Here is a 23,937-nt window from a genome sequence, read left to right as displayed (position 1 = left end):
GCGGGAACCGCACCACCGGCCCCGGTCGTGTCAAGCGGGTACCGACATCCGCCCCCGTCCGGGGAGACTTGTGCCATGGCCCCGTCCCGTGTCCTCCTCGCCGCCGCCCTGCTGGCCTGCGGCAGCGCAGCCGTCCTCGCAGGCTGTACGCCCGCCGACTCCGCTCCCACGGTGGCCGCCGCCTCCGCCGCCGCCCTGGCCGACGAGGGCGCGGACGACCTGCTGGACGAGGACGACGGCCTGTTCTACGAGGAGGAAGAGGAGGCCGGGCCCTACTCCCCCGGGGCCGGCCCGTCGGCCGTCACCCCGGCCGCCTCCGGGCCGTCCGCGGACCCTTCCGCCGATCCGTCTCCCGACCCGTCCGCGGACCAGCCGGCCGAGCCCTCTGCCCGGCCCTTCGCCGGGCCCGAGTGCGCCACCCCCACCGGGCTCCCCGGCCACGAGGTGCTCCTCGTCCTCTCCGCCGCCCCGGACGGACTCACCGCCCGGCCCGCCCGCTTCGGCTGCGGCCCGGCCGGCTACGAGCCCACCGGCGCCCCCGCCCGCTACGGCTTCGCGACGGCGGGCGTGGCGGCGACCCTGATCGACGAGCCGCACGGCGACCCGGTCAGGCCCGTCCCGCTCCACGAGCTGATCGCCCACCTCGACGACTGCCTGGCCGACCGCGAGCCGGCCGCCGCCCCGGACGGCTGCCACGGCAACGCCTACGACGTGGTGCTGGACTCCCACGGCCGGATCATGCGCATCGGCGAGGTCGCGGGGTCCTGACCGGGCCCGGCGCGGCGGCGGCGCACGCCCACCGGGCCTACGGCGCGACCAGCCCGAACTCGTAGGCCTGGATGACCAGGTGGACCCGGTCGCGGGCGTCGAGCTTGGTGAACAGCCGGGCGACGTGGGCCTTGGCGGTGGCCACGCTGATGGTCAGCTCCGCGGCGATCTCGGCGTTGGACAGACCCCGGCCGACCAGGGTGAGCACCTCGCGCTCGCGCCCGGTGACGGCCTCGGCGACGGGCCTGCGGGGCCGGGCCGTTCCCTGCGGCCGGGCGGCGAACTCGCCGATCAGCCGGCGGGTGACGCCGGGGGCCAGCAGGGCGTCCCCGGCGGCGACCACCCGGATGCCGTCCAGGATGGTCTCCAGGGCGAGGTCCTTGACCAGGAAGCCGCTCGCCCCGGCGCGCAGCGCGCCGTACACGTAGTCGTCGTCGTCGAAGGTGGTGAGGACGAGGACGTGGGTGGGCAGGCCGGGGTCGGCGGTGATCCGGCGGGTGGCCTCGATGCCGTCCGTGCCCGGCATCCGGATGTCCATCACGGCGACGTCGGGGCGCAGCCGGGTGACCAGGTCGACGGCCTCGGCGCCGTCGCCGGCCTCGCCGACCACCTCCAGGTCGGGGGCGTCGGCGATCAGCACGCGCAGGCCGGTGCGGATGAGCGGCTGGTCGTCGACCAGGACGACACGGGTCACGGTCCCACCTCCACGGGGGTCTGGACGGAGGCCCGGACAGGGGCCTGAACGGGGGCGTCCTCGGGAGCGCCGTCGGGCAGCGGCAGCCGGGCGGCGACGAGGAAGCCGCCTCCGGGGCGCGGCCCCGCACCGAACTCGCCGTGCAGCAGGGCGACCCGCTCGCGCATGCCGGCCAGGCCGTAGCCGGTGCCTGGGGTACCGGTGGTGCCGGTGGTGCCGGCCGCCGCCCCGGTGCCCCGGTCGGCCACGGTGAGGTCGAGCTCCCGCGGGCCGTAGACGACGGTGACGTGGCAGTCCCGGGTGCCGGAGTGCTTGACCACGTTGGTGACCGCCTCCTGGACGATCCGGTAGGCGGCCAGGTCCACCTCGGGCGGCAGCGGCCGGACCGCGCCGCGCCGGGTGAGCGCCACGTCGACCCCGGCGCCCGCCGCCCTCCGCACCAACCGGTCCAACTCGCCGAGCCCGGGCACCGCTTCGAGCGGCGCGGGCTCCCCCTCGCCCTGCCGCAGCGCGCCGAGCATCCGGCGCAGCCCGGCCAGGGTCTCCCTGCTGGTGGCCTCGATGGCCTCCAGGGCGCCCCTGGTCTCGGCGGGCTGGGTGTCCATGACCCGGCTGCCCATGCCGGCCTGGATCGCGATGATGCCGATGTTGTGGGCCACCATGTCGTGCAGCTCGCGGGCGATCCGCAGCCGTTCGGCGGTGACGGCCTGTTCGGCGGCCCGGCCGCGCAGCGCCTCGGTGTGGGCGCGGCTCTGGTGCACGGTGTTGCCGACCAGCCAGGCGATCAGCACGGTCGCGGCGAGGCCCGTGTAGGCGAGCGGGTTGACGGGGTAGCCGTTGACGACGCCGTGGAGGAACAGCCCGACGAGGGTGGCGAGCGGCAGCGCCAGGGCGCTCAGCGAGACGCGGCGGGAGCGGGTGGCCGCGCAGTAGCCGACCACCCCGTCGGCGATCAGGAACTGGAGCGGCGCGGTCTCCGGGACCCGCACCGTCCCGAGCGCGAAGACGCCGCCCGCGAGCGCCACCGCGACGGCGGCCAGCGGCAGCCGGACCAGCAGCGCCGCGACCAGGGTGGTGACCACCGCGGTGACCGTCAGCGGCATGTCCTCCAGGTTGCCCTGGTAGGAGAGCAGGTGGCGCAGCTCGTCCTCGCGGGTGAGGAAGCGGAAGGCGACCAGCGCCGTCCAGAGCGCCCCCACCCACACGCCCGCGGGCAGGCGCCTGAGCAGCGGCGGGCGGGGTTCGGTGATCATGGCGCGATGGTAGCGGCGGGCCTCCGGGCGGCACATCGGCCCGGGGGCGTAATCCCGGGGGCCAGTGCGGCGGCCCGTGGTTGTGGCCCGCCGCCCGATGCCGGGGACCGGCTCCGGCCGGCACCGTTGGCCCCGTGATCGAGATCGAGCGACTGACCAAGCGGTACGGCGCCACCACGGCCGTCGACCGGCTGACCTTCACCGTCCGGCCCGGCGCCGTGACCGGCTTCCTGGGCCCCAACGGCGCCGGGAAGTCCACCACGCTGCGGATGATCCTGGGCCTGGACACCCCCACCGGGGGCACCGTCACGGTGGCCGGGGTGCCCTTCGCGAGCCGGCCGCGCGGTCTGCGGCACGTCGGCGCCCTGCTGGACGCGGGCGACGTGCACGGCGGGCGCACCGGCCGGGCGCACCTGGCGGCGCTGGCCCGCGGCAACCGCATCCCGCTCGGGCGGGTGGACGAGGTGCTGGCGGAGGTCGGCCTCGGTGGGGCCGCCGGACGCCGGATCGGCGGCTACTCGCTGGGCATGCGGCAGCGGCTGGGCATCGCGGGCGCGCTGCTCGGCGACCCGCCGGTGCTGCTGTTCGACGAGCCGCTGAACGGGCTGGACCCGGAGGGCGTGCGCTGGCTGCGCGGGCTGTTCCGGCGGCTCGCCGACGAGGGGCGCACGGTGTTCGTCTCCAGCCACATGATGGCCGAGATGGAGCACACCGCCGACCACCTGGTGGTGATCGGGCGCGGCCGGCTGATCGCCGACGAGAGCCTGACCGAGTTCTCGGCCCGCAACGCGGTCTCCTCGGTGGCCGTACGGGCTCCCGAACTCCCCGCACTGGCCGAGGTCCTGCGCGCCGAGGGGGCCGACGTGCGGCCTGCCGGGCCGCGGTCCGGAATCGTCACCGGGCTCGCGGCCGAGCGGGTCGGCGAACTCGCGCTGCGGCACGGCCTGGTGCTGCACGAGCTGACCACCCGGACGTCGTCGCTGGAGTCGGCGTTCATGTCCCTGACCGCCGGCAGTGTCGAGTACCAGGCTGGAGAGGCCCGTTGAGCACCACGACCCCCGGATCCGCCGAGCCCGCGCCCCGGTTCCTCGACCTGCTCGCCGCCGAGTGGATCAAACTGCGCTCGCTGCGCTCCACCTACTGGGTGCTGGCGCTGGCCTCGCTGGTGGCGATCGCCGTCAACGTGAACGCCGTCCACACCGACCTGACGTACATCGACCACCCGCCGGCCCGGATGCCCGGCCAACCCCCGTACACGTACGACCCGTTGTTCCACGGGCTCGGCAGCATCGCGGGCGACCTGATGGCGGTCGCGGCCGGCAGCCTCGGGGCGATCACCGTGTTCGGCGAGTACACCACCGGCCTGATCCGCACCACCTTCGCCGCCGTGCCGGACCGGCGGGGCGTGATCGCGGCCAAGGTGGTGCTGATCGGCGGGATCACCGCGCTCGCCGGGCTGGTGGTCTCGGCGGGCTCCTTCCTCGCCGTCAACGCGATGCTGGCCTCCCGGCACGTCGGGCTCTCCCTCGCCGACGAGGGCTGCCTGCGGGCCGTGCTCGGCTACGCGGCGATCGTGCCGGTCTGCGCGCTGGTCGGAATGGCGCTGGGCGCGCTGCTGCGCCACGCCACCGCCTCGATCGTGTCGCTGGTGCTGCTGCTGTTCGTCCTGCCGATGATGTTCGGCGGGGACCGCTACCGCTGGCTCAAGGAGATCGGCACCCACCTGCCGACGGCCACCGTGCAGCGGCTCACCATCAACCCCGCCTCCACGACCACCATGGGGAAGTACGCGCCGAGCGTGCTGGACTCGTGGATCACCATGGGGGTGTGGGGCGTGGCCGCGGTGGTGGTGACGGTGGCCGTGGTGCGGCGGCGGGACGTCTGATCCACCGCCTCGGCCTCCGTCTCCTCGGGTCGGTCTCCTCGGCTCCGCCGCCCCCCTCAGCCCAGGCCGAGGCGCCGCGCGGTCGCGGCGGGCGGCAGGTACGGGCGCTCGGGCGGCAGCAGCCGCTGGGCCTTCGCCGCCTGCCCGCCGCGGACCAGCGCGGCGATCCGGTGCACCCGCGGGGTGAGGTCGGTGAGCCCGGTGACCCACTCCTCGGCGTAGCCGCGGATCAGCGACCGGCCGATGCCCACCTGGATGCTGTAGTGGTTCAGCGCCGCCCCGCGCAGCGACCGCTCCGGGTCCCACTGCACGTGGACCTCGGCGCTGGCCGGCTCGTCCGGGTGCGCGGTGGTCAGGACGGCGCGGGCGAGCGCCTCCTCCCAGCCCTCGCGGGTGATCCGGACCGCCAGGACCCTGGTCTGGCCGGGCTTGCTCGCCCAGTTGCTGCGGTGCATCAGCCAGCGGAACGAGGGCTTGATCCAGGTCATCCGGTGGAAGCCGAACGGCGCCGTGAACCGGCCCGCCGCCAGGGCCGCGTCGGCGACGGCCGGCGGGTAGGCCTGGTAGAGCACGATCGTCCGGTCGTCGTGGTCGGCGCGGATCTCGCGCAGTGCGGTCATCTCGCGGCACCCCCCTTCGACCGGGCACGCTGCCAGGGCGGGGCCGCAGGGTGCAACGGGATAAACCGGTACGGCGGTTTCCAGGCGCCGGGCCCCGGGGCAGGAGCCGGGCGCCGGTCAGGCCACGGCCGCCTTGGCGCGGAAGGCACCGAGGGTGGCCACCGGGACGCCGCAGCCGGGGAGGAAGGAGGCCGCGCCGCCGTGGTGGGTGCGGACCCGGTCCAGGAAGACCGACATGGCCTCGGCCGGGGCCTCCAGGAGGGGCGCGGGGATGGTGAGGCTGCGCCCCCGGGAGTCGGTGACGCGGGAGGTGGTGTGGTCGTTGAGCGCGGTGCGGTGGCGCTCGGCGAGGCCGGCGAAGATCTGCGGGAGGGCGTCGGTGGTGCGGGCGTAGTCCGCCACGATGCGGTCGGCGGGGGCGCCGAGGAGGTCGAGCAGCAGGGCGGTCAGCAGGCCGGTGCGGTCCTTGCCGGCGGCGCAGTGCAGCAGGACGGCGCCGGGGCGGACGGTGGCCTCGACGGCGGCGGCCAGCGCCTCGGGCGCGGACTCGGCCAGCAGCACGTAGAAGTCGCCGAGGTCGGCGGCGGTGGCCATGGTGCTCATCCGCGCGGTGAGGGCGTCGGTGGCGGGGTTCACCGGGGCCGCGACGACGGCTATCCCGGCGGCCTCGGCGGCGGCCCAGTCGTCGGGGTCGGTCTCGCGCGGGTCGCGCAGGTCCACGATGGTGCGGATGTCGCAGCCGCGCAGCTGGCGGACGGTGGCCTCGTCGGCGGCCGGGAACGGCTGGGCGGAGCGGTACAGCACCCCGGGGCGGACCCGGCGGCCCTCGGGGTCGCCGAGGGCGGCGGCGTCGCGGAAGTTGACCAGGGACATGCGGAGGCCTTTCGGTGGAGCCGCACCCGGGACGGGGCAGGGACGTCCGGAGGGGCGGAGACATCTAGATGTCCAGATGTCTAACCCGTCGCGGGGCCGCCGGGCAAGCCTCGGCCGGTGCATCCCTCCATCCCACCCCCGTCGGCGGGCCACGGCGACTCGGACGGTGCGGGCGGGACGGGCGGCACGTGACCGGGACGGGCGGCACGTGACCGGGACGGGCGGCACGTGACCGGGACGGGCGGCACGTGACCCGGGCGGACCGGCCGGGCTTCGTAGGATCGGGCCCGTGGCGACCAATTCCGCGAACCCCCCGAGCACTCCGGTGTACCGCCGCCTGGCCCGCCGACTCCAGGAGCGCGTCGACGACGGCACCTACCCCGCCGGCGCCCGGCTGCCGAGCGAGCCCGAGCTGAGCGCCGAGTTCGGCGTGAACCGGCTGACCGTACGGCAGGCGGTGGCGGAGCTGGAGCGGGCGGCCGTGGTGGAGATCCGCCGCGGCGTGGGCACCTTCGTCCGCCCGCCCGCCGTCCGGGTGTCGATCGCCGTGGACCCGCGCAGCCAGCGCATCGACCTCGGCAGCGTGTACGGCGCGCTGCCGAACGAGGAGCGCACCGACGGCGAGTACGTGGTCGCCGCCCCGCCCGTCACCGGCTCGGCACAGGACGCGGAGGCGGCCCGCCGGCTGGGCCGCACGCCGGCGGAGCTGTCCCGGGTGGACTCGGTGATCCGGCTGGGCGGGCGGGCCCGGGCGGTGTGCAGCTACTGGGTGCCGTTCGGCCCGCTGCCGGCGGAGCTGGTCCGGCCCGGCCGCCCCGGCAACCTGGTGCCGGACCTGGCGCGGGCCGCCGGGGTGGAGCTGGAGTACGACTGGCGGGCCTTCGGCGCCGTCGGCGCGGACCTCGCGGACGCCGAGCTGCTGGGCGTCCCGCCGGGCACCGCGCTGCTGGTGCGCGAGGGGGTCAGCTGCACCCCGGACGGCGCGCCCGCGCTGTACGTGCGGCGGCGGATCGACGGCAGCAGCGCGCGCTTCGTCCTGCACTTCCGCGACCGGTAGCCACAGCGGTCACAGCGGCCCCGGCCGGACCGGCCCTGATAGGTTCGGCGCCGGATCAGCAGGCCGCACGGGGGTTGGCAGGACACGGTGACCGAGGAGATCGACGACATACCCACCGAGCTGGCCGAGGCCTACCTCGCCCTGCTCGCCGACGTCTCCCGCACCGGACGGCTGCTGCGCCGCGAGGAGCTGGAGCGCCTGCGCAGGCTCGGCGAACTCTGCGCGGAGGCCGGGTACGGGCTGCGCGAGGTGGTGTCGCACTGCCTGGCCGCGGCCCGGCGGGCCTGGCAGACCCTGCCGGGGACGACCGCCGCGACCAGCGTCACCGAGCTGCGCCGGACGGGCGACGCGGTGCTGGCCGCCACCGACGCCGCCCTGGCCGCGCTGGGCGAGGGTCACGAGCGGGCACAGCGTCTGGCGGTCCGTCAGGAGGAGGCGGCCAGGCGGGAGTTCATCGACGACCTGCTGTTCGGCCGCGGCGACCTCGGGAAGCTCGTCGAGCGCGCCGACCGGTTCGGGCTCCGGCTGGCGGGCGCGTACACGGTGGCGGTCGCGGTGGGCGACGAGCCGTTCGCGGACGTGCATCCGCTGGTGCACCGGGTGGAGCGGGAGCTGGCCGGGCGGTTCGGCGAGCGGGACGTGCTGCTGGCCAGCAAGGACGGCCGGCTGGTGTGCATCGCGCCGGACTCCGAGCGGGCCGTGCTGGAGGCCTTCGCCGAGCTGACGCTGCGCCCCGGCCCCGGCTACCTCCCGGTGCGCCGGGTGGCCACCGGCCGTCGGCACTCGGGGCCGAGCGGGGTGCCGCGCAGCTACGAGGAGGCGCTGGACGCGCTGGACTACGCGCACCGGCTGAACCTGTCGGCCCAGCAGCTGAAGGCCGAGGAACTGCTGGTCTTCCCGGTGCTGATGCGCGACCGGGCGGCCATGGCCGACCTGGTGCGCACCGTGCTCGGCCCGCTGACCGAGGCGCGCGGCGGCGCCCGTCCGCTGCTGGACACCATCGCGGTGCAGGCGGAGGCCGCGTACGTGAACGCGGAGGCGGCGCGCCGGCTGGGGCTGAGCGTGCGCACCCTGAGCTACCGGCTGGAGCGGATCAAGGCGCTCACCGGGTACGACCCTGCGGACGCGCTCCAGCGCTTCACCCTGGAGACGGCGGCCATGGGGGCCCGGCTGCTGAACTGGCCGGAACAGCCGCTCTAGCTCCGGCTGCGGCCCGGCGGAGCCGGCGGTGGCCGGAACGCCCCTCTGGCGCGGCCGCCCGGAACCCGCTACGGCACCCGGCCGTGACCGGCCGCCGGCCGAACCGTCCGTCCACGACCGGCCGTTGCCGGATCCTGTACGGCCCGGCCGCCGGCCGAAACCTCCGGGACCGTCCGGCGACCCGCCTGTTGCCCGGTTGTTGCAGTGTCACCCGGGCCGCACGTAGCAGGGTGTCAAAGGGGCGTAAAGATTGCCGGATCCTGGCAATGTGCGAGGCGCGCCCCGGCTGCCATGATCTTCCCGACGCCGAAGTGCGGCGCCGGAGGAGGGGCGGGGGGAAACGTGGCCGGAACGGGGGGTTTCTTCACGGCCGCGCTGGCCTTTCCGACGGCGCTGTTCAGCTTCGCGCTGGTGGTGGTGGTCGGCTACTGGCTGCTGATGCTGCTCGGGGGCCTGGTGCCCGGCGCCGTGCACGGGGGGCACGACGGCGGGCACCACCTGGACGCCGGGCACGCGGGGCACCACCCGGGTGCCGGACATGGGGGACACGTCGGACTCCCGGGAGACGCCGGACACGCGGGGCACGGTGCCGGGGGGCACGGTGCCGACGCGGGGTCGGACCGGCACGGAGCCGGCCACCACACGAACGTGCTGGACGCGCTGGGGCTGGGCGGGGTGCCCGTGACGGTGGCGGTGTCGCTGCTGGTCGCGATCGCCTGGTTCGTCAGCCTGGCCGGCACCGTCCTCACCTCGGGGGCACCGGCGCGCGGCGGCGTGTTCGCCGTCGCGCTGGTCGCCTCCTGGGCGGGCACCCGGGTGCTCGTCCGGCCGCTGTCGCGGCTGTTCCCGCAGGCCCGGCCGGCCACCCGGGGGGACTTCGTCGGCCGGGTCTGCGTGATCCGCACCGGCCGGGTGACGGCCGGCTTCGGACAGGCCGAGGTCACCGCGGAGGACGGGTCCACCGCGATCGTCCAGGTCCGCACGGCGGAGCCCGAACCGGGCCTGACGGCCGGACGGACCGCCCTGATCTTCGACTACGACCCCGAGGGCGAGCACTTCCTGGTGGCGCCCTTCGACCCGCCGTCCGGTCTCACCTGATCCCGGCCCGTCGCCGATCCACCTCACCTCACCTCACCTTCACCGCAATTCCCTTCGCACTGTCTCGCCATCTCGTCAAAGGACTCCGTGATGGACACCATCGCCGTGGGTTTCGGCGTGCTCGTCGCCGTCGTGCTGCTCATCGTGCTCGCCCTGCTCCTGTTCGTGGGCCGCCTGTTCCAGAAGGTCGAGCAGGGCAAGGCACTGATCGTCTCCCGGACGAAGAAGGTGGACGTGACCTTCACCGGCGCGATCGTCCTCCCCGTCCTCCACAAGGCCGAGTTGATGGACATCACCGCGAAGACGGTGGAGATCCACCGGGCCGGCCGGGACGGTCTGATCTGCCGGGACAACATCCGCGCGGACATCCGGATCTCGTTCTTCGTCCGGGTCAACAAGACCGTCGAGGACGTCATCAAGGTCGCGCAGTCGATCGGCACCGCCAGGGCCAGCGACCCGCAGGCGATCCAGGAGTTCTTCGCCGTCAAGTTCGCCGAGGCGCTCAAGACCGTCGGCAAGCAGCTGGACTTCACCGACCTGTACACCCACCGGCACGAGTTCCGGGACCAGATCATCGCGGTCATCGGCACCGACCTCAACGGCTACACCCTTGAGGACGCGGCCATCGACCACCTGGAACAGACCCCGATGAGCCAGCTGGACTCCGACAACATCCTGGACGCCCAGGGCATCCGCAAGATCACCGAGCTGACCGCGATCGAGCACGTGCGCACCAACGAGTACCAGCGCACCGAGGAGAAGGAGATCACCCGGCAGAACGTGGACGCCCGGGAGGCCGTCCTGGAGCTGGAGCGCCGGCAGGCCGACGCGGAGATCCGCCAGCGCCGCGAGATCGAGACCCTGCGGGCCAAGGAGGACGCGGTGATCGCCCGGGTGCAGGAGGAGGAGCGGCTCAACGCCCAGACCGCCTTCCTGCGCACCGAGGAACTGCTCGGGGTGCAGCGGGAGAACCAGGCCCGCGAGGTCGCGGTGGCGCAGAAGAACCGCGAGCGGGTGATCGCGGTGGAGAACGAGCGGATCGAGAAGGACCGCCTGCTGGAGGTCGTCGGCCGCGAGCGGGAGACCGAACTCGCCACCATCGCCAAGGCGAAGGAGGTCGAGTCCGCCAAGCGCGAGGTCGCCGACGTGGTCCGCGAGCGGGTCGCGGTGGACCGCACCGTCGCCGAGCAGGAGGAGGCCGTCAAGACCCTGCGCGCCGTCGAGGAGGCCGAGCGCGTCCGCAAGGCCGTCGTCATCCAGGCCGAGGCCGAGGCGCAGGAGCGGCTCGTCAAGGACATCAAGGCCGCCGAGGCCGCCGAGCAGGCCGCCGCGTTCCGGGCCCGCGAGGCGCTGGTGCTGGCCGAGGCCAGGCAGCAGGCCGCCGAGCTGGACGCGGTCGCCAAGATCCGGATGGCCGAGGGCGTCCGGGCGGAGGCCGCGGCCGAGGGCCTGGCCCGGGTCCAGGTCCGCGAGCAGGAGGCCGCGGCGGTGGAGAAGGTCGGCCGCGCCGAGGCGCTGGTGCAGGCCGAGAAGGCCAAGGCCACCGCGCTGGAGATCGGCGGCAAGCTGAAGGCCGAGGCCGAGGGCCTGACCGAGAAGGCCGCGGCGATGGCCAAGCTGGACGAGGCCTCGCGCGGGCACGAGGAGTACCGCCTGCGGCTGGCCGCCGAGAAGGACGTCCGGCTGGCCGGGCTGGACACCCAGCGGCAGATCGCCGAGTCCCAGGCGGCGCTGGTCGCGGCCGGGCTGGAGAAGGCGAAGATCGACATCGTCGGCGGGGACTCGGTGTTCTTCGAGAAGCTGGTGCAGGCGGTGTCGGCCGGCAAGAGCCTGGACGCCTTCGTCGGCCACTCGCAGACCGCGCAGACCCTGGCCGGGCCCTGGCTGGACGGCCGGGCCGACTTCACCGAGGACCTCACCAAGGTGCTCTCGTCGGTCTCCACGGCGGACGTGCAGAATCTGACCGTGTCCGCGCTGCTGATGAAGCTGATCGGCTCGGGGGCCGCGGACCAGACCGGCCCGCTGCGCCAACTGCTCGACTCGGCACGGCAGCTGGGCATCGCGGAGACCCCGATCGGGGCGCTGGCCAACGGCCACGCCGCGGTCAACGGCTCCAAGTAGCGCCAGGCTCCCGCAACGACCCGCCGAACACCCGAGGAAGCAACCGTGACCGTGGACGCCCTCGACGCCAGGCCCGACGCCGGCACCTACGAGGTCCTGCGCGACCGGCTCGCCCGAGCCGCCGCCGAACTCGCCGACCGGGCGCAGGCGTTGAACGCCCGCCGGGTCGCCGAGTTCGGCGGCGGGGAGCTGCGGCTGGCCGGCACCGGGCGGCTCACCACCGCCCGGGCCTGCCTGCCGCAGGACCTCACCGCCGTCGGCGGGATGCTGCTGCTCGGCACCCGTACGGCCGGACCGACCGACGACGCCGAGGACTTCACCGACGTCCTCGGCCTGCACCACCCCGACCTCTCCCCCGCCCCCGCCGAGGGCACCCTGCTGGACGACCCCCGGCTGCGCCAGGACCTCGGCGACCTGCGGCGCTACTTCCGCGACGCCCGGCTGGAACGGCTGCGCCCGGTGGACGGCAGGCTGCTCGCCGTCTTCCGCACCGGCCCGGCCGCCGCCGACGTCCGGGTGCTGCGCTGGCGCCTGGACGACGACGCCCCGGCCGGCTACCTGGACGGGCGCGGCGAACGCGACCACACCCCCGCCGACGGCCGGCAGCTGCCCTGGACCGCGCTCACCAGGGACGACCAGCTGCCCGCCGGCCCCGGACGGCCGCCCCGCGCCGGCCTGGCCGGCGAACTGCTGATCGGCGTCGACGGCGGCCGGCTGACCATCGCCGCCCCGGACGGCCGGGAGCTGCACCGCGAACCGCTCGCCGAGGCCCTCCAGACCCTCGCCGACGCCCGGATCGCCCACACCCGGATCGGCCCCCTGCTGCTGGTGCGCGTGCGCCCGTACCAGGAGGAGACCGAACGACACCTGGTGGTCCACCTGCCCACCGGCGCGGTCACCCGGATCGACGCGCTCGGCCAGGCCTGCCTGCGGCTGCCCGCCGACCAGGGCGTCGCCTTCCCCGGCGGCTGCGTCCTGGTGGACGGCACCGTGCGCACCTTCGACCAGCCGGTCGACGGCCTGGTGTACGAGCGCACCGTCCTGTCGCCCAACGGCGAGGACGTGCTCTACGAGTTCCGCTCCCCCGCCGACGGCCGCGCCCTGCTCCAGCCGTACAACAGCGTCCGCCAGGAGGCCGCCGCCCCGCTGCCCTGCCAGGGCTACGCGCTGCTCCCGGACGGCACCCTGATCGCGCTGCGCCCGGCCGAGGACGGACCCACCCGGCTGCACCCCGTCCAGCTCTGGCGGACCCCGTTCACCAGCGAGCGCTTCGCCGCCGAACAGCCGCCCGGCAGCGGGCCGCTGGCCCGGATCGGCAACGCCGACCTGGTCCGCGGCCTGGCCGACTGCCTGGCCCTGGCCCGGCTGGCCGCGGCCGGCGCCGACACCCCGGCCGGCCACCAGGCCGTCCTCGCCGCCTGCACCCGCACCGCCGACCGGCACCACTGGCTCGGCCAGAGCGGCCTCGGCGACCTCGCCGCACCGCTCGCCGGGATCCGCGACACCACCCGGCAGGTCGTCGCCGAGTACGAGGCCGTCGCCCAGCTCACCGCGCACGCCGCCCGGCGGACCGACGAGGCCGCCGAACACGTCGAGAGCCTGCTGCGCACCGCCCGCGGCGAGACCCTGGCCGACGCCGCCGAGTGGGTCGACCGGCTGGCCGGGCTGCGCCGCGCCCAGGGCCGCGTCGAGGCGCTGCGCGACCTGCCGCGCGCCGACCCGGAGCGGATCGACGCGCTCGCCGCCCACCTCGCCGAGGGCCTGGCCGAGGCCGCCGACCGGGCCGTCGGGCAGCTCGCCGAGCCGGCCGCCTTCGAACCGCACCGGCAGCGGGCCGGCGAACTGGCCGAACACTGCGCCGGCATCGCCACCGCCGCCGAGGCCGAGCCGCTGGGCCTCGAACTCGGCGCCCAGAGCGAGGCGTTGCAGACCGTCTCGGAGCTGGTCGGCACCCTCGACCTGGCCGACGCCACCACCCGCACCGCGATCCTCGACCGGCTCGCCGACGTGCTCGGACTGCTCAACCGGGCCAGGACCGCCCTGACCGTGCGCCGCCGGGAGCTGCGCACCCACGAGGCCGCCGCCGAGTTCGCCGCCGAGACCGCCCTGCTCGGCCAGGCCACCACCGCCGCGCTCGCCGCCGCCGACACCCCCGAGGCCTGCGACGAGCAGCTCGGCCGGCTGCTGCTGCGGATCGAGCAGCTGGAGACCCGCTTCGCCGACGCCGACTCGGCCCTCGGCGAGCAGCTCACCGCCCGGCGCACCGAGATCCACGACGCGCTCACCGCCCGCCGCCAGCACCTGCTGGAGGAGCGGGCCCGGCGCGCCGACCGGCTGGCCGCCTCCGCCGACCGCATCCTCGACACCCTGCACCGGCGGCTGGCCGCGCTGGACACCGCCGCCGAGATCGACGCCGCCCTGGCCGCCGACCCGACCGCCGTCAAACTCCGCGACCTGGCCGGGCAGTTGACCGGGCTCGGCGACCGGGTCAGGGCCGAGGAGCTGACCGGCCGGCTGCGCGCCGCCCGCTCCCGCGCCCACCGGGCCCTGCGCGACCGCGCCGAACTCGCCGGCGACGGCCCCGGCACCCTGCGGCTGGGCCGGCACCTGTTCGCCGTCACCACCCAGCGGCCCGAACTCGCCCTGGTCCCCTGGCGCGGGCGCCCCGCCTTCACCCTCACCGGCACCGACTACCGCTCCCCCGTCACCGACCCGGCCTTCGCGGCGACCGAGCGCTACTGGGACCGCCCGCTGCCCTCGGAGACCCCCCGGCTGTACCGCGCCGAGTACCTCGCCGCGAGCCTGCTGCCGGCCGCCGAACCGGGGGCGCTGTCCGGTTCGCTCTCCGGCGACGCCGAGCTGCTGGAGTACGTCCGGCGGGCGGCCGAGCAGCGGCCGGACGAGGGCTACCAGCGCGGCGTGCACGACCACGACGCGGCGCTGCTGCTCCGCGCCCTGCTCGAACTAGGCGCCGGGGCCGGCCTGTTGCGCCACCCGGCGGGTGCCAGGGCGGCCGCGCAGCTGTACTGGGCGCACGGCGCCGACGAGCGCCGGCGGCTGCTCTGGCACACCAGGGCCCGCTCGCTCGGCCTCGCCTGGGACGCCTTCGGCGGCGCCCCCGCGCAGGGAGCGCTGGACGCCCTGGCCGCCGAACTCTCGGCCGCCGTGGCGGACTTCGTCCCCGGCACGGACCCGGCGGGCCCCTACCTGGTGGCCGAACTGGCCGCCGCCGCGCCGAGCTTCGCCCACTCGGCGGGCGCCGCCGCGCTGCTCGACAAGTTCCGCGCCGCCCCCGAGTCGGCCGGCCTCACCGAGGCCCTGGCGGCGCTGCCCGAGGAGCCGGAGCTGCTGCCCGTACGGCGCCGGCTCGCCGCCGCCTGGCTGGAGTCGGGAGCCGCCGACGCCGACCCGGGGGACCTCGCCGAGGCCGCCGCCGTACTGCTCTGCCCGTCCCTGCCGCGCCGGCCGGCCGAGGGGGCCGTGGGCGCCAGGATCACCGGGCTGCTCGGCGACCACCCCAGGGTCACCGGCGGCGCGCTCGACCTGCGGCTGGACGAACTGCTCGCCCGGGTCCGCGAGTTCGAGCAGGTCGAGATGCCCGGCTACCGGGCCTACCAGCGGCTGCGCGGCGAACTGCTGGCCGCCGAGCACGCCCGGCTGCGGCTCGACCAGCACCGGCCCGCCCCGCTCAACGGCTTCGTCCGCAACCGGCTGATCGACCAGGTGTACCTGCCGCTGGTCGGCGACAACCTCGCCAAGCAGCTCGGCACGGCACAGTCGTCGGGTCCGGTCGACCGCAGCGGTCTGCTGCTGCTGGTCTCCCCGCCCGGCTACGGCAAGACCACCCTGGTCGAGTACCTCGCCGAGCGGCTCGGCCTGCTGCTGGTCTCGGTCAGCGGCCCCGCGCTCGGCCACCGGGTCACCTCGCTGGACCCGGCCGAGGCCCCCGACGCCACCTCCAGGCGCGAGGTCGAGAAGCTCAACTTCGCCCTGCACGCGGGCGACAACGTGCTGCTCTACCTGGACGACGTCCAGCACACCTCGCCCGAGTTCCTCCAGCGCTTCATCCCGCTGTGCGACGCCCAGCGCCGGATCGACGGCGTCTGGGACGGCGAGGCCCGCGAGTGGGACCTGCGCGGCAAGCGCTTCGCCGTCGTGATGGCCGCCAACCCGTACACCGAGTCCGGCCGCCTCTTCCGGCTGCCCGACATGCTCGCCAACCGCGCCGACGTGTGGAACCTCGGCGACGCCGTCGCCGGCCGCGAGGACCTCTTCGCGCTCAGCTTCGTCGAGAACGCCCTGCCCGCCACCCCCCACCTGGCCCCGCTGGCCACCGCCGAGCGCGCCGACCTCGACACCCTGCTCGCCCGCGCCGGCGGCCTGCCCGGCGGCACCCTGGCCGGCGCCTGGCCCGCCGCCGAGGTCGAGCGGATGACCGCCGTCCTCTCCGGCCTGCTCCACCTGCGCTCCACCGTCCTGGCCGTCAACCGCGCCTACCTGGCCTCGGCCGCCCAGGACGACCGCACCCGCACCGAGCCCCCCTTCCTGCTCCAGGGCTCCTACCGCAACATGGCCAAGCTCGCCCAGCGCCTCGACCCCGCGCTCACCCGCCCCGAACTCGACGCCCTCCTCACCGACCACTACCGCGCCGAGGCCCAGCCCCTGGGCGCCGACGCCGAGGCCCAGCTCCTCAAGCTCGCCGAGCTCCGGGGCACCCTCACGGACGGCCAGGCGGCCCGCTGGGCGGAGGTGAAGCGCTCCTGGCGGGGTGAGTGATCAGGCCCCGCCGAGCACGGCGTCCACGAGTTCCAGCCAGAGGCCCAGCGTGGGCGCGGTCGGCTTGAAGGTGCGGTCCGAGCCGTGCAGCCGGACGTAGCCGCCGACCAGCAGGTCCGCGACCCGCTCGGTCTCGGCCGGGAGCGTGCCGTTGATGAGCTTCGTCCAGTTCGGCGACGTCCTGCTCCCGTCGTGCAGCGTCTCCAGCGGCAGCGCCCGGCAGGCCGTCCAGGTGACCAGCTCGGGCGCGTACTCCAGCAGCTTCCGGTGGCCCCTGCCGTTCCGCTTGAGCAGCCGGGCGATCACCCGCTGGGTCTCCCGTCGGGCCTCCACCGCGCGCTGGATGCCGATGGCGTGCAGGCCCTCGTGCACCAGACCGCGGTAGGCCGGACCGGCGATGTCCGACCAGTCGGGCTCCCAGTGCAGGCTCCGCGCGCTGAGGACGACCGGTGGCCCGAAGATCCCGGCGTCCTCCGGCCGTTCACGGAGCGCCTCGGCGAAGGACCGGTTCACCGGACTGTCCGGCAGGTAGCCCCGGCGTGCCCCGAGCACCTCGGCCGCGTCCGGCCGGTCGGCCAGCACGGCCAGCTCGTTCGCCGCGATCAGCGCGGACCAGTGGTCGCCGATCCGTACGGCGTGACGTGCCCTGAGGATGTGGCGGTCGAGGGCCGGCGGGGTGTCCGCGGCCCACGAGACTCCACGCCAGGGGCCGAGCGGCAGATGGTTGTCGTCCATGGCCGGTTCAACGCCGCGCGGGCGGTCAGGTTGCGGCGCGCGGCCGTCCCGGTCGGCTGAAAGTCGTCGCCACCGGTCCGATGACCGGATGACCCGGCGATTCCTTCCATCGGGCAATCCGCGGGCGTCGGCGATAGGAGGCGCCGGTGCGTGGGTAGCCCGGTGGCATGGGTGTTGAGGGGCTCGACCTGACCGGGTTGCGCAGGGTGTACGGGCAGTTCGGAAGCCGGTGGTTCTACACCCGGGTGGCGCGCAACGCGCGGCACTGGGGGTGGACGGAGCCCGGCCAGTCCAAGTGGCGGCTGTGGCGGGCGCAGCGGCAGTTGCAGGACGTGCTGGGGCGCAAGCTGGCGCTGTCCGCGGGGGCGCGGGTGCTGGACGCCGGGTGCGGGGCGGGGGTGGTGGCGCGGGCGATGGCGGTGCGGTTCGGGCTGCGGGTGACCGGGGTCGACGTCCTGGACTTCCACCTCGCCGAGGCGAAACGGCTGAGCGCCAGGGCCCGGATGGGTGAGCGGACGGTCTTCCGGTGGGGGGACTACCACCGGCTCCCCTTCGGCGACGGCGAGTTCGACGGCGTGTACTCGATGGAGACGCTCGTCCACTCCCCCGACCCGTCCCGGGCCCTGGCCGAGTTCCACCGGGTGCTGCGCCCGGGCGGGCGGCTGGTGCTGCTCGGACCGATCAGCGTCGGCCCGCTGGACGAACTGGAGCCGCGGGCACGGGCGTTGATCGAGTCCTTCCTGGAGGCGATGACGATGACCGGCGCCGTGATCTACCACGCCGGCAACCTCCCGCGGCTGCTCGGCGAGGCCGGGTTCGAGGTGGAGGAGGCGTTGGACGCGACGCCGTACTACACACCCACCTTCGAGGCGGTGCACGCGTACTTCCGGCTGCCGTGGGAGGTGGTGCGACGCTTCGGCGATCCGGCCAAATGGATCAACCTCCGTTCCACGGTGGAGATGTACGGGGTGCGCGAGCACGTCGCCTGGTACGTTCACACGGCTGTCAAGCCATCGAGGTGAACTCCGCATGGACGAGCGCTCCGCCCCGTTGCCGTACCCCAGTGGCTGGTTCTGCGTCGGCCGGGTGCGGGACCTGCCGCCGGGGCGGGTGCGCACCGCCCGGCTGATGGGCGAGGACGTGGTGCTGTACCGGACCCGCCGGGGCGCGGTGCGCGCGGTCGGGCCGCACTGCCCGCACCTGGGCGCGCACCTCGGGGCGGGCGGGACGGTCCGCGGCGAGGAGCTGGTCTGCCCGTTCCACGGCTTCGCCTTCGGCCCGGACGGCTCGTGCACCGGCTCGCCGGACGGCGTCCGGTTCCGGGCCTCGCTGGCCCGGCGGCACCTGTGCGAGCGGGACGGCGCCCTGTTCGTCTGGTGCGGGCCGTCCGGTGGTCCGGACACCGGCGCACCCACCTGGGAGCTGCCGCCGGCGGTCGGGGTGCGGCCGCTGGCCTGGTGGAGCGGCGAGGTGCTCTCCCACCCCCAGGAGGTGATGGAGAACAGCGTCGACTTCCGGCACGTGCGGGTACTGCACGGCCTGGACACCCGGGAGACCGCCCCGCCCGAGCCGGACGGCCCGCTGCTCACGGTCCACCAGCGCACCACGACCCGGTTCCCCGCTCTGGGCGCGGTGAGCCTGGAGCAGCCGGTGACCCTGGCCGGGCTCGGGATGATGCGGGTGCCGGTCGAACTTCCGCAGCTGGGCGGCACCTTGTGGGTGTGGACGCTGCCGACGCCGGTCGCGCCGTGGCGGACCAGGGTGCGCTTCGCGGTGACCGCCACGGTGCCGGTGCCGGGGGTCGGCTCGGCGCGGGCCGTCGACCGGGCGGCCTCCTGGGCGGCGTTGCGGACCGCGGTGCGGATCATCAAGCAGGACCGCCCGGTCCTGGCCCACAAGCGGTACCTGACGCAGCCCCGGCTCGTTCCCGGGGAGCGCTCGATCGGGCTGTTCCGGCGCTGGGCGCGGCAGTTCTATCCCGGGCTCCACGACGAACCGGCGTCGGGCTTCCACGGCGAACCGGCCACCGGGTTCCACTCCGAGCCCTGGCCGGAGCCGGACTCCGCCGGCTGAGTCACGACCGGCGCGGCGGGCGTGCCCGGCGTGCCCGGCGGCCCCCGGGTGGGCTCGGGCCGCGCGTCAACCCCCGGCGGGAGTGGTCCGGTGCGCGGGAAGTCGGCCCACCCGACCTCCCGCGCACGTCTCGTACGGGTGTCCAGGACCGGACGGCGGACCACCCGGCAACCGCCACCCTCGGCGCCCCGCTACCGCCGGCGCCCGGCCGCCAGCAGCTCGGACACGGTGGCGAGCTTCACCCGCGGCCGCCCCTCGGCCTCGCCCCGCTCGCGCTCGGCCCGGTCCACCGCGCGCAGCTCCCGCAGCCCGACCGCGTCCGGGCGCCGGCGCCGCACCAGCCGTTCGAAGTCCCTGCGGCCCGCCTCCGGGACGGGCAGCGCGCGGGCGGCCGCGTCGTCCAGCAGCGCGCCCACGGTCTCCCGCGCGCAGGCCCGGTTGGCCCCGATCCCTCCGGCGGGACCGCGCTTGGCCCACCCCACCACGTACGTCCCCGGCAGCGGCCGGCCGGTCGCAGGGTCGACGACCCGCCCCTCCCGGTGGGCGACCGTGCCGGTCCGCTCGTCGAACGGCAGCCCGGGCAGCGGCACGCCGCGGTGCCCGATGGAGCGCACCACGAGACCGGCCCGCAGCACGTCCGTCGTCCCGGTGCCCTCGGCCCGGCCGTCCGCCGCCAGGGTGGTCCGCTCGACGGTCAGCGCCTCGACCCGCCCGTCCCCGGACAGCCCGGCCGGCGCCGACAGGAAGCGCAGCACGATCCGCCGCCCGGGCCCGGGCGCCGCGGACCCGTCGTACGGCACCAACGGCAGCCCGGCCAGCAGCCCGGCGCCCGGCCCGCTCCGCGCCCCCGGCCCGGACTCCGCCGCCTCGATCGCCGCCCGCACCCGCGGGTGGTCCTCCACCACCACCTCGACGCCCGGCAGCTGCCGCAGCGCCAGGAACTCCGCCCTGGTCCACGCCGCCTGCTCCGGCCCGCGCCGGGCGAGCAGCACGACCTCCCTGACCCGGCTGCGGCGCAGCGCGGCCAGCGCGTGGTCGGCGATGTCGGTGGCGGCGAGCCGGTCCGGGTCGGTGAGCAGGATGCGGGCGATGTCCACCGCGACGTTGCCGTTGCCGACCACCGCCACCCGCTCCGCCGACAGTTCCACCGCGTCGGCGGGCACCGTCGGGTCGGCGTTGTACCAGCCGACGAAGGCGGTCGCGGGCAGGCTGCCGGGCAGGTCCTCGCCGGGGATGCCGAGCCGGCGGTCGGCCGCCGCGCCGACCGCGTACACCACCGCGTGGTGGTGCGCGGCGAGCTCCCGGTGGGTGAGGTCCGTGCCGATCTCCACGTTGAGGTGCATCCGCAGCCGCGGGTCGTGGAAGACGCTCGCGAAGCTCTCCACGATCCGCTTGGTGGACTGGTGGTCGGGCGCGACCCCGTGCCGCAGCAGGCCGCCGGTGACCGGCAGCCGGTCGATCATGGTGATCTCGGCGCTGGTGCCGCGCAGCAGTTCCTGCGCGGTGTACCCGGCGGACGGCCCGGTGCCGACGACGGCGATCCGCAGCGTGCCGAGTTCGCCGGGCAGGCTGCGCGGGAAGCTGGGCGCGCCCCAGGCGTGGTCGCTGGGGTGGTCGCGGAACCAGTCGCGGTTGAGGTCGCCGAACACGGTGTCGGGACCGCGCAGCCGGTCGACCGGGAACACCGCGTCCACCGGGCAGGCGTCCGCGCAGGCGCCGCAGTCGATGCACGCCTGCGGGTCGATGTACAGCATGTCGGTGGTGCCGAACTCCGGCTCGTCCGGGGTCGGGTGGATGCAGTTGACCGGGCAGACGGACACGCAGGAGGCGTCGTTGCAGCAGGTCTGGGTGATCGCGTAGGCCATGGCCGGGTGGGGTCCTCGCTGCGCGTGGGGGGATGGGACGGCGGGTTCCGGCGCTCCGTCAGAGCATGTGCACCCGGCGGTAGACGGCGGCCGAGCGGCCGGTGAGCAGCCCGGTCTCGGCGAGGAAGGCCATCAGGTGCCGGGAGCTGGTGCGCATCATCGCCTTGCGGTGCTCGTTGGCCCTGGCCTCGGCGAGCGCCCGCGGCACGTCGAGCCCGGCGGCCTTGTACACGCCCGGGTGGACCATGCTGCTGACGATGACGTACGCGCCGAGGGCGATGCCGGTGGCCGAGGCGCGCCGGCGGACCGGGCTCGCGTGGCGCATCCGCTCGCGGATCTCCTGCCGGGCGAACTTCATGTGCCGGGACTCCTCGACCACGTGGATCCGGGAGGTGCCGCGGACGATCTCCAGCACGTTCTCGCCGCGCATCCAGTCGCGCTGCATGACGTCGAGCACCTCTTCGGCCACCAGGATGCCGCCGTAGGCGAGTTCGCCCTTGGCGAGGGACTTGTAGGCGCGTCCGGCCTGGGCGATCACCTTGTTCGGCCGGTAGGCGGGGACGCCCATCTTCGCGCAGGCGCGGGCGAACATGATCGAGTGCCGGCACTCGTCGGCGATCTCGGTGAGGGCGAACTGGAACTCGGCGGTGGCGGGGTTCCTGAGGTACTGGTCGCGCAGCACCATCTGCTGGAGGATCATCTCGAACCAGATGCCGGTGTTCATGATCGAGCAGACCTCGTGCCGGGTGAGCGTGACCCGCTGCCGCTCGGTCATCCCGTCCCACAGCCGGGTGCCGTAGAGGGTGCTCCACTCCGGGTTGAGGCCGTAGTGGTCGTCCGGGAGCGGGGCGTCCCAGTCGATCTCGGCCGAGGGGTCGTAGGAGAGGGCGGCGGCCGACTCCAGCAACCGCTTCGAGACGTCGTCGTCGGCTTCGGTGTGACCGTGCCCCGTCCGCCGGGTGAGCGCCATGGCTGCCTCCAGGTTCCTGCTCCCGCGGGTTCCCGCCCACCCGCTTATTAGACGGACAGTACAATAAGAGCCGGTCGCCGAGAACCCCCTGCGCGACAGCGACCCGGCGTGCGGCCGTACGGCGCGCGCCCCCTGCGGGTCCCCCGGACCGGCCTACCGCTCCGCCCGTCCCTCCGTCTCCGCCCGCGCCACCGTCCGCCCCCGCTCCGCCTGCCGCGCCCGCGCCGTCAGATGACGGCGCTCCGGGGCACTGGCCGTACGGGCCGCGGCCTCCCGGTACGCCCGGGCGGCGGCCGCCGGATCGCTGCCGAGCCGGTCGAGCAGGTGGGCCCGGACGGCGAGCAGCCGGTGATGACGGGCCAGGCGCCGGTCCGCGGCCAGCTCCTCGACGAGCGCGAGCCCGGCCGGGGGCCCGTGCACCATCGCGACCGCGACCGCCCGGTTGAGGGCGACCACCGGGTTCGCGTCGAAGCGCAGCAGCAGGTCGTACAGCGCCAGGACCTGCGGCCAGTCGGTCTCCCGCGCCGTCGCCGCCTCACTGTGCACGGCGGCGATCGCGGCCTGCACCTGGTACGGCCCCACCCGCCCGCGCGGCAGCACCGAGGCGATCAACTCCAGCCCCTCGTCCAGCAGTTCCCGGTCCCAGCGGCCACGGTCCTGCTCCTCCAGCGGCACCAGCGCGCCGTGCGCCCCGGTACGGGCCGGCCGGCGGGCGTCGGTGAGCAGCATCAGCGCGAGCAGCCCCGCCGTCTCGGCGTCCCCGGGGGTGAGCCGCCGCAGCAGCCTGGTCAGCCGGATCGCCTCCACGGACAGCCGCGGCGCGGTCAGCTCCTCCCCGCCGCTCGTCGTGTAGCCCTCGTTGAAGACCAGGTACAGCACGTGCCGGACCTCGGCGGCCCGCGCGGCGCCGCTCTCCCCCTCCGGCGGCGACAACCGTCCGCCGGCCGCCGTCCGCAGTGTCTGCTTGGCCCGGCTGATCCGCTGCGCCATCGTCGCCTCCGGCACCAGGAACGCGGCGGCGATCTGCGCGGTGGTCAGGCCGCCGACCGCGCGCAGCGTCAGCGCGATCCGGGTCGGCACGGACAGCGCCGGATGGCAGCAGAGGAACAGCAGCGCGAGCGAGTCGTCCGCCGCCGGGTCGGGCTCGTCGGGCGCCGGCGCGAGCAGCGCCGACTGCGGCGTGGCGAGCGCCAGCGCCTCCTCCCGGCGGCGGCGCGCCGACTCGCCGCGCACCTGGTCCACCAGCCGCCGGTCCGCGACCGTCACCAGCCAGCCGCGCGGGTTGGCCGGGACACCGTCCCGCGGCCACTGGGTGGCGGCGGCCAGCAGCGCCTCCTGCACCGCGTCCTCGCACGCGTCGAACGCCCCGCCGTGCCGCCGCACCAGCACACCGAGGACCTGCGGCGCCAGTTCGCGCAGCAGGCCCTCGACGGCGCCGGCCGTGGAGCTCACCCGCCCACCGGGAGGTCGCTCGCGGTGGACTCGTGCAGGACCGGCCACAGCTCCACCGGCTCCCGGTCGGCGAACGGCATGTCCGCCGCGATCTGCTGGGCCCGCTCCAGGCTCTCGCAGTCCAGCAGGTAGAAGCTGGCCAGGTACTCCTTGGTCTCCAGGTACGGCCCGTCGGTGACGACCGGCACGCCCTGCGCCCGCCGGACCAGCTGCGCGGCCGCCGCGTCCGCCAGGCCGTACGCGCCGACCAGCTCCCCGCTCTCCCGGTACCTGGTGTTGAACGCCTCCTGCCGGGCGATCGCCTCCGGCCAGGCCTCGGCCGGGAAGGAGTCCCACTTGGCCTGGTTCCCGTAGATCATCGCGACGTACTTCATCCCGGTTGCTCCCTCGTCCCGCGCGCCCCGTCAGCGCGCTGTCACCTCTCAGTCGGAGCGGCGGAACCCGGCTTCGACACCGGCCGGGATCTTTTTCCGGAGGAATTCCTCCGCGCCCGCGCC

At 75.5% G+C, this 23,937-nt stretch carries 19 protein-coding genes; 10 read left to right on the top strand and 9 right to left on the bottom strand.

Annotation, left to right across the window (positions count from 1 at the left end; all coding sequences use genetic code 11):
* Nucleotides 1-75: 75 nt before the first annotated feature.
* Nucleotides 76-768 carry a hypothetical protein gene (locus tag ACZ7C5_RS29315; protein ID WP_401089871.1) on the top strand — a complete coding sequence of 231 codons (693 nt, stop codon included), beginning with the start codon at nucleotides 76-78 and terminating at the stop codon, nucleotides 766-768.
* 37 nt (nucleotides 769-805) lie between these two features.
* Here the strand turns inward: ACZ7C5_RS29315 and ACZ7C5_RS29310 are convergent, their stop codons facing one another.
* Both ACZ7C5_RS29310 and ACZ7C5_RS29305 read right to left on the bottom strand, forming a co-directional pair.
* Nucleotides 806-1,462 (bottom strand): response regulator, encoded by a 657-nt coding sequence (locus ACZ7C5_RS29310; RefSeq protein ID WP_401089869.1) that lies wholly within the window; start codon nucleotides 1,460-1,462, stop codon nucleotides 806-808.
* A complete protein-coding gene (locus ACZ7C5_RS29305) occupies nucleotides 1,459-2,715 on the bottom strand; it encodes a sensor histidine kinase (RefSeq protein ID WP_470323787.1) in 1,257 nt (418 codons plus the stop codon). The genes ACZ7C5_RS29310 and ACZ7C5_RS29305 overlap by 4 nt, the downstream gene beginning before the upstream one ends.
* Nucleotides 2,716-2,849: 134 nt before the next feature.
* Here ACZ7C5_RS29305 and ACZ7C5_RS29300 point away from each other — a divergent pair, with 134 nt between their 5' ends.
* Nucleotides 2,850-3,761 carry an ABC transporter ATP-binding protein gene (locus tag ACZ7C5_RS29300; protein WP_401089865.1) on the top strand — a complete coding sequence of 304 codons (912 nt, stop codon included), beginning with the start codon at nucleotides 2,850-2,852 and terminating at the stop codon, nucleotides 3,759-3,761.
* Nucleotides 3,758-4,600, top strand: coding sequence for an ABC transporter permease (locus ACZ7C5_RS29295; RefSeq protein ID WP_401089863.1), 843 nt, complete (start codon nucleotides 3,758-3,760; stop codon nucleotides 4,598-4,600). Before ACZ7C5_RS29300 ends, ACZ7C5_RS29295 begins: the two co-directional genes overlap by 4 nt.
* Before the next feature lie 56 nt (nucleotides 4,601-4,656).
* On the opposite strand, the gene ACZ7C5_RS29290 is transcribed toward ACZ7C5_RS29295, so the two are convergent.
* Nucleotides 4,657-5,220: a DUF4291 domain-containing protein gene (locus tag ACZ7C5_RS29290; RefSeq protein WP_401089862.1), complete on the bottom strand. Its 564-nt coding sequence runs from the start codon at nucleotides 5,218-5,220 to the stop codon at nucleotides 4,657-4,659.
* A gap of 117 nt (nucleotides 5,221-5,337) precedes the next feature.
* Complete coding sequence (locus ACZ7C5_RS29285; protein ID WP_401089860.1) at nucleotides 5,338-6,093, bottom strand: tyrosine-protein phosphatase; 756 nt, start codon at nucleotides 6,091-6,093, stop codon at nucleotides 5,338-5,340.
* A gap of 289 nt (nucleotides 6,094-6,382) precedes the next feature.
* Between ACZ7C5_RS29285 and ACZ7C5_RS29280 the strand changes: the two genes are divergently transcribed.
* From ACZ7C5_RS29280 to ACZ7C5_RS29260, 5 genes are all read left to right on the top strand, one after another.
* A complete protein-coding gene (locus ACZ7C5_RS29280) occupies nucleotides 6,383-7,150 on the top strand; it encodes a GntR family transcriptional regulator (protein WP_470323786.1) in 768 nt (255 codons plus the stop codon).
* 87 nt (nucleotides 7,151-7,237) lie between these two features.
* The gene (locus ACZ7C5_RS29275) at nucleotides 7,238-8,350 is read left to right on the top strand and encodes a PucR family transcriptional regulator (protein WP_401089855.1); all 1,113 of its coding nucleotides are present in this window, start codon (nucleotides 7,238-7,240) and stop codon (nucleotides 8,348-8,350) included.
* Between the two features lie 342 nt (nucleotides 8,351-8,692).
* On the top strand, nucleotides 8,693-9,448 hold the full coding sequence (locus ACZ7C5_RS29270) for a hypothetical protein (RefSeq protein ID WP_470323785.1): 756 nt from the start codon (nucleotides 8,693-8,695) through the stop codon (nucleotides 9,446-9,448).
* A 90-nt stretch (nucleotides 9,449-9,538) separates the two neighbouring features.
* Nucleotides 9,539-11,569: a flotillin family protein gene (locus tag ACZ7C5_RS29265; protein ID WP_401089852.1), complete on the top strand. Its 2,031-nt coding sequence runs from the start codon at nucleotides 9,539-9,541 to the stop codon at nucleotides 11,567-11,569.
* 45 nt (nucleotides 11,570-11,614) lie between these two features.
* Entirely contained in the window at nucleotides 11,615-16,345 is a 4,731-nt protein-coding gene (locus tag ACZ7C5_RS29260) for a DNA repair ATPase (RefSeq protein WP_470323784.1), read from the top strand.
* Here the strand turns inward: ACZ7C5_RS29260 and ACZ7C5_RS29255 are convergent, their stop codons facing one another.
* Nucleotides 16,346-17,080, bottom strand: coding sequence for a hypothetical protein (locus ACZ7C5_RS29255; protein WP_470323783.1), 735 nt, complete (start codon nucleotides 17,078-17,080; stop codon nucleotides 16,346-16,348).
* A gap of 167 nt (nucleotides 17,081-17,247) precedes the next feature.
* On the opposite strand from ACZ7C5_RS29255, the gene ACZ7C5_RS29250 reads away from it, so the two are divergent.
* Together ACZ7C5_RS29250 and ACZ7C5_RS29245 are read left to right on the top strand one after the other, a co-directional pair.
* On the top strand, nucleotides 17,248-18,102 hold the full coding sequence (locus ACZ7C5_RS29250; protein ID WP_470323782.1) for a class I SAM-dependent methyltransferase: 855 nt from the start codon (nucleotides 17,248-17,250) through the stop codon (nucleotides 18,100-18,102).
* A gap of 7 nt (nucleotides 18,103-18,109) precedes the next feature.
* Complete coding sequence (locus ACZ7C5_RS29245; RefSeq protein WP_470323781.1) at nucleotides 18,110-19,153, top strand: aromatic ring-hydroxylating oxygenase subunit alpha; 1,044 nt, start codon at nucleotides 18,110-18,112, stop codon at nucleotides 19,151-19,153.
* A 191-nt stretch (nucleotides 19,154-19,344) separates the two neighbouring features.
* Here ACZ7C5_RS29245 and ACZ7C5_RS29240 read toward each other — a convergent pair whose 3' ends face one another.
* The 4 genes from ACZ7C5_RS29240 to ACZ7C5_RS29225 form a co-directional block, all read right to left on the bottom strand.
* Nucleotides 19,345-21,018 (bottom strand): 4Fe-4S binding protein, encoded by a 1,674-nt coding sequence (locus ACZ7C5_RS29240; RefSeq protein ID WP_470323780.1) that lies wholly within the window; start codon nucleotides 21,016-21,018, stop codon nucleotides 19,345-19,347.
* A gap of 58 nt (nucleotides 21,019-21,076) precedes the next feature.
* Nucleotides 21,077-21,988 (bottom strand): AurF N-oxygenase family protein, encoded by a 912-nt coding sequence (locus tag ACZ7C5_RS29235; protein ID WP_470323779.1) that lies wholly within the window; start codon nucleotides 21,986-21,988, stop codon nucleotides 21,077-21,079.
* A gap of 153 nt (nucleotides 21,989-22,141) precedes the next feature.
* Complete coding sequence (locus tag ACZ7C5_RS29230; RefSeq protein ID WP_470323778.1) at nucleotides 22,142-23,440, bottom strand: RNA polymerase sigma factor; 1,299 nt, start codon at nucleotides 23,438-23,440, stop codon at nucleotides 22,142-22,144.
* A complete protein-coding gene (locus tag ACZ7C5_RS29225) occupies nucleotides 23,437-23,814 on the bottom strand; it encodes a YciI family protein (RefSeq protein WP_401089838.1) in 378 nt (125 codons plus the stop codon). Before ACZ7C5_RS29225 ends, ACZ7C5_RS29230 begins: the two co-directional genes overlap by 4 nt.
* Nucleotides 23,815-23,937 lie beyond the last annotated feature (123 nt).

The organism is Kitasatospora sp. NPDC036993 (assembly GCF_055607525.1).
This window is presented reverse-complemented; position numbering and strand designations above follow the sequence as displayed.

Bases quoted from the DNA above. Each gene is read 5' to 3' on its own strand.
- ACZ7C5_RS29240 (WP_470323780.1), bottom strand. From the start codon at position 21,018: ATGGCCTACGCGATCACCCAGACCTGCTGCAACGACGCCTCCTGCGTG.
- ACZ7C5_RS29305 (WP_470323787.1), bottom strand. From the start codon at position 2,715: ATGATCACCGAACCCCGCCCGCCGCTGCTCAGGCGCCTGCCCGCGGGC.
- ACZ7C5_RS29225 (WP_401089838.1), bottom strand. From the start codon at position 23,814: ATGAAGTACGTCGCGATGATCTACGGGAACCAGGCCAAGTGGGACTCC.
- ACZ7C5_RS29315 (WP_401089871.1), top strand. From the start codon at position 76: ATGGCCCCGTCCCGTGTCCTCCTCGCCGCCGCCCTGCTGGCCTGCGGC.
- ACZ7C5_RS29235 (WP_470323779.1), bottom strand. From the start codon at position 21,988: ATGGCGCTCACCCGGCGGACGGGGCACGGTCACACCGAAGCCGACGAC.
- ACZ7C5_RS29285 (WP_401089860.1), bottom strand. From the start codon at position 6,093: ATGTCCCTGGTCAACTTCCGCGACGCCGCCGCCCTCGGCGACCCCGAG.
- ACZ7C5_RS29250 (WP_470323782.1), top strand. From the start codon at position 17,248: ATGGGTGTTGAGGGGCTCGACCTGACCGGGTTGCGCAGGGTGTACGGG.
- ACZ7C5_RS29245 (WP_470323781.1), top strand. From the start codon at position 18,110: ATGGACGAGCGCTCCGCCCCGTTGCCGTACCCCAGTGGCTGGTTCTGC.
- ACZ7C5_RS29255 (WP_470323783.1), bottom strand. From the start codon at position 17,080: ATGGACGACAACCATCTGCCGCTCGGCCCCTGGCGTGGAGTCTCGTGG.
- ACZ7C5_RS29265 (WP_401089852.1), top strand. From the start codon at position 9,539: ATGGACACCATCGCCGTGGGTTTCGGCGTGCTCGTCGCCGTCGTGCTG.
- ACZ7C5_RS29290 (WP_401089862.1), bottom strand. From the start codon at position 5,220: ATGACCGCACTGCGCGAGATCCGCGCCGACCACGACGACCGGACGATC.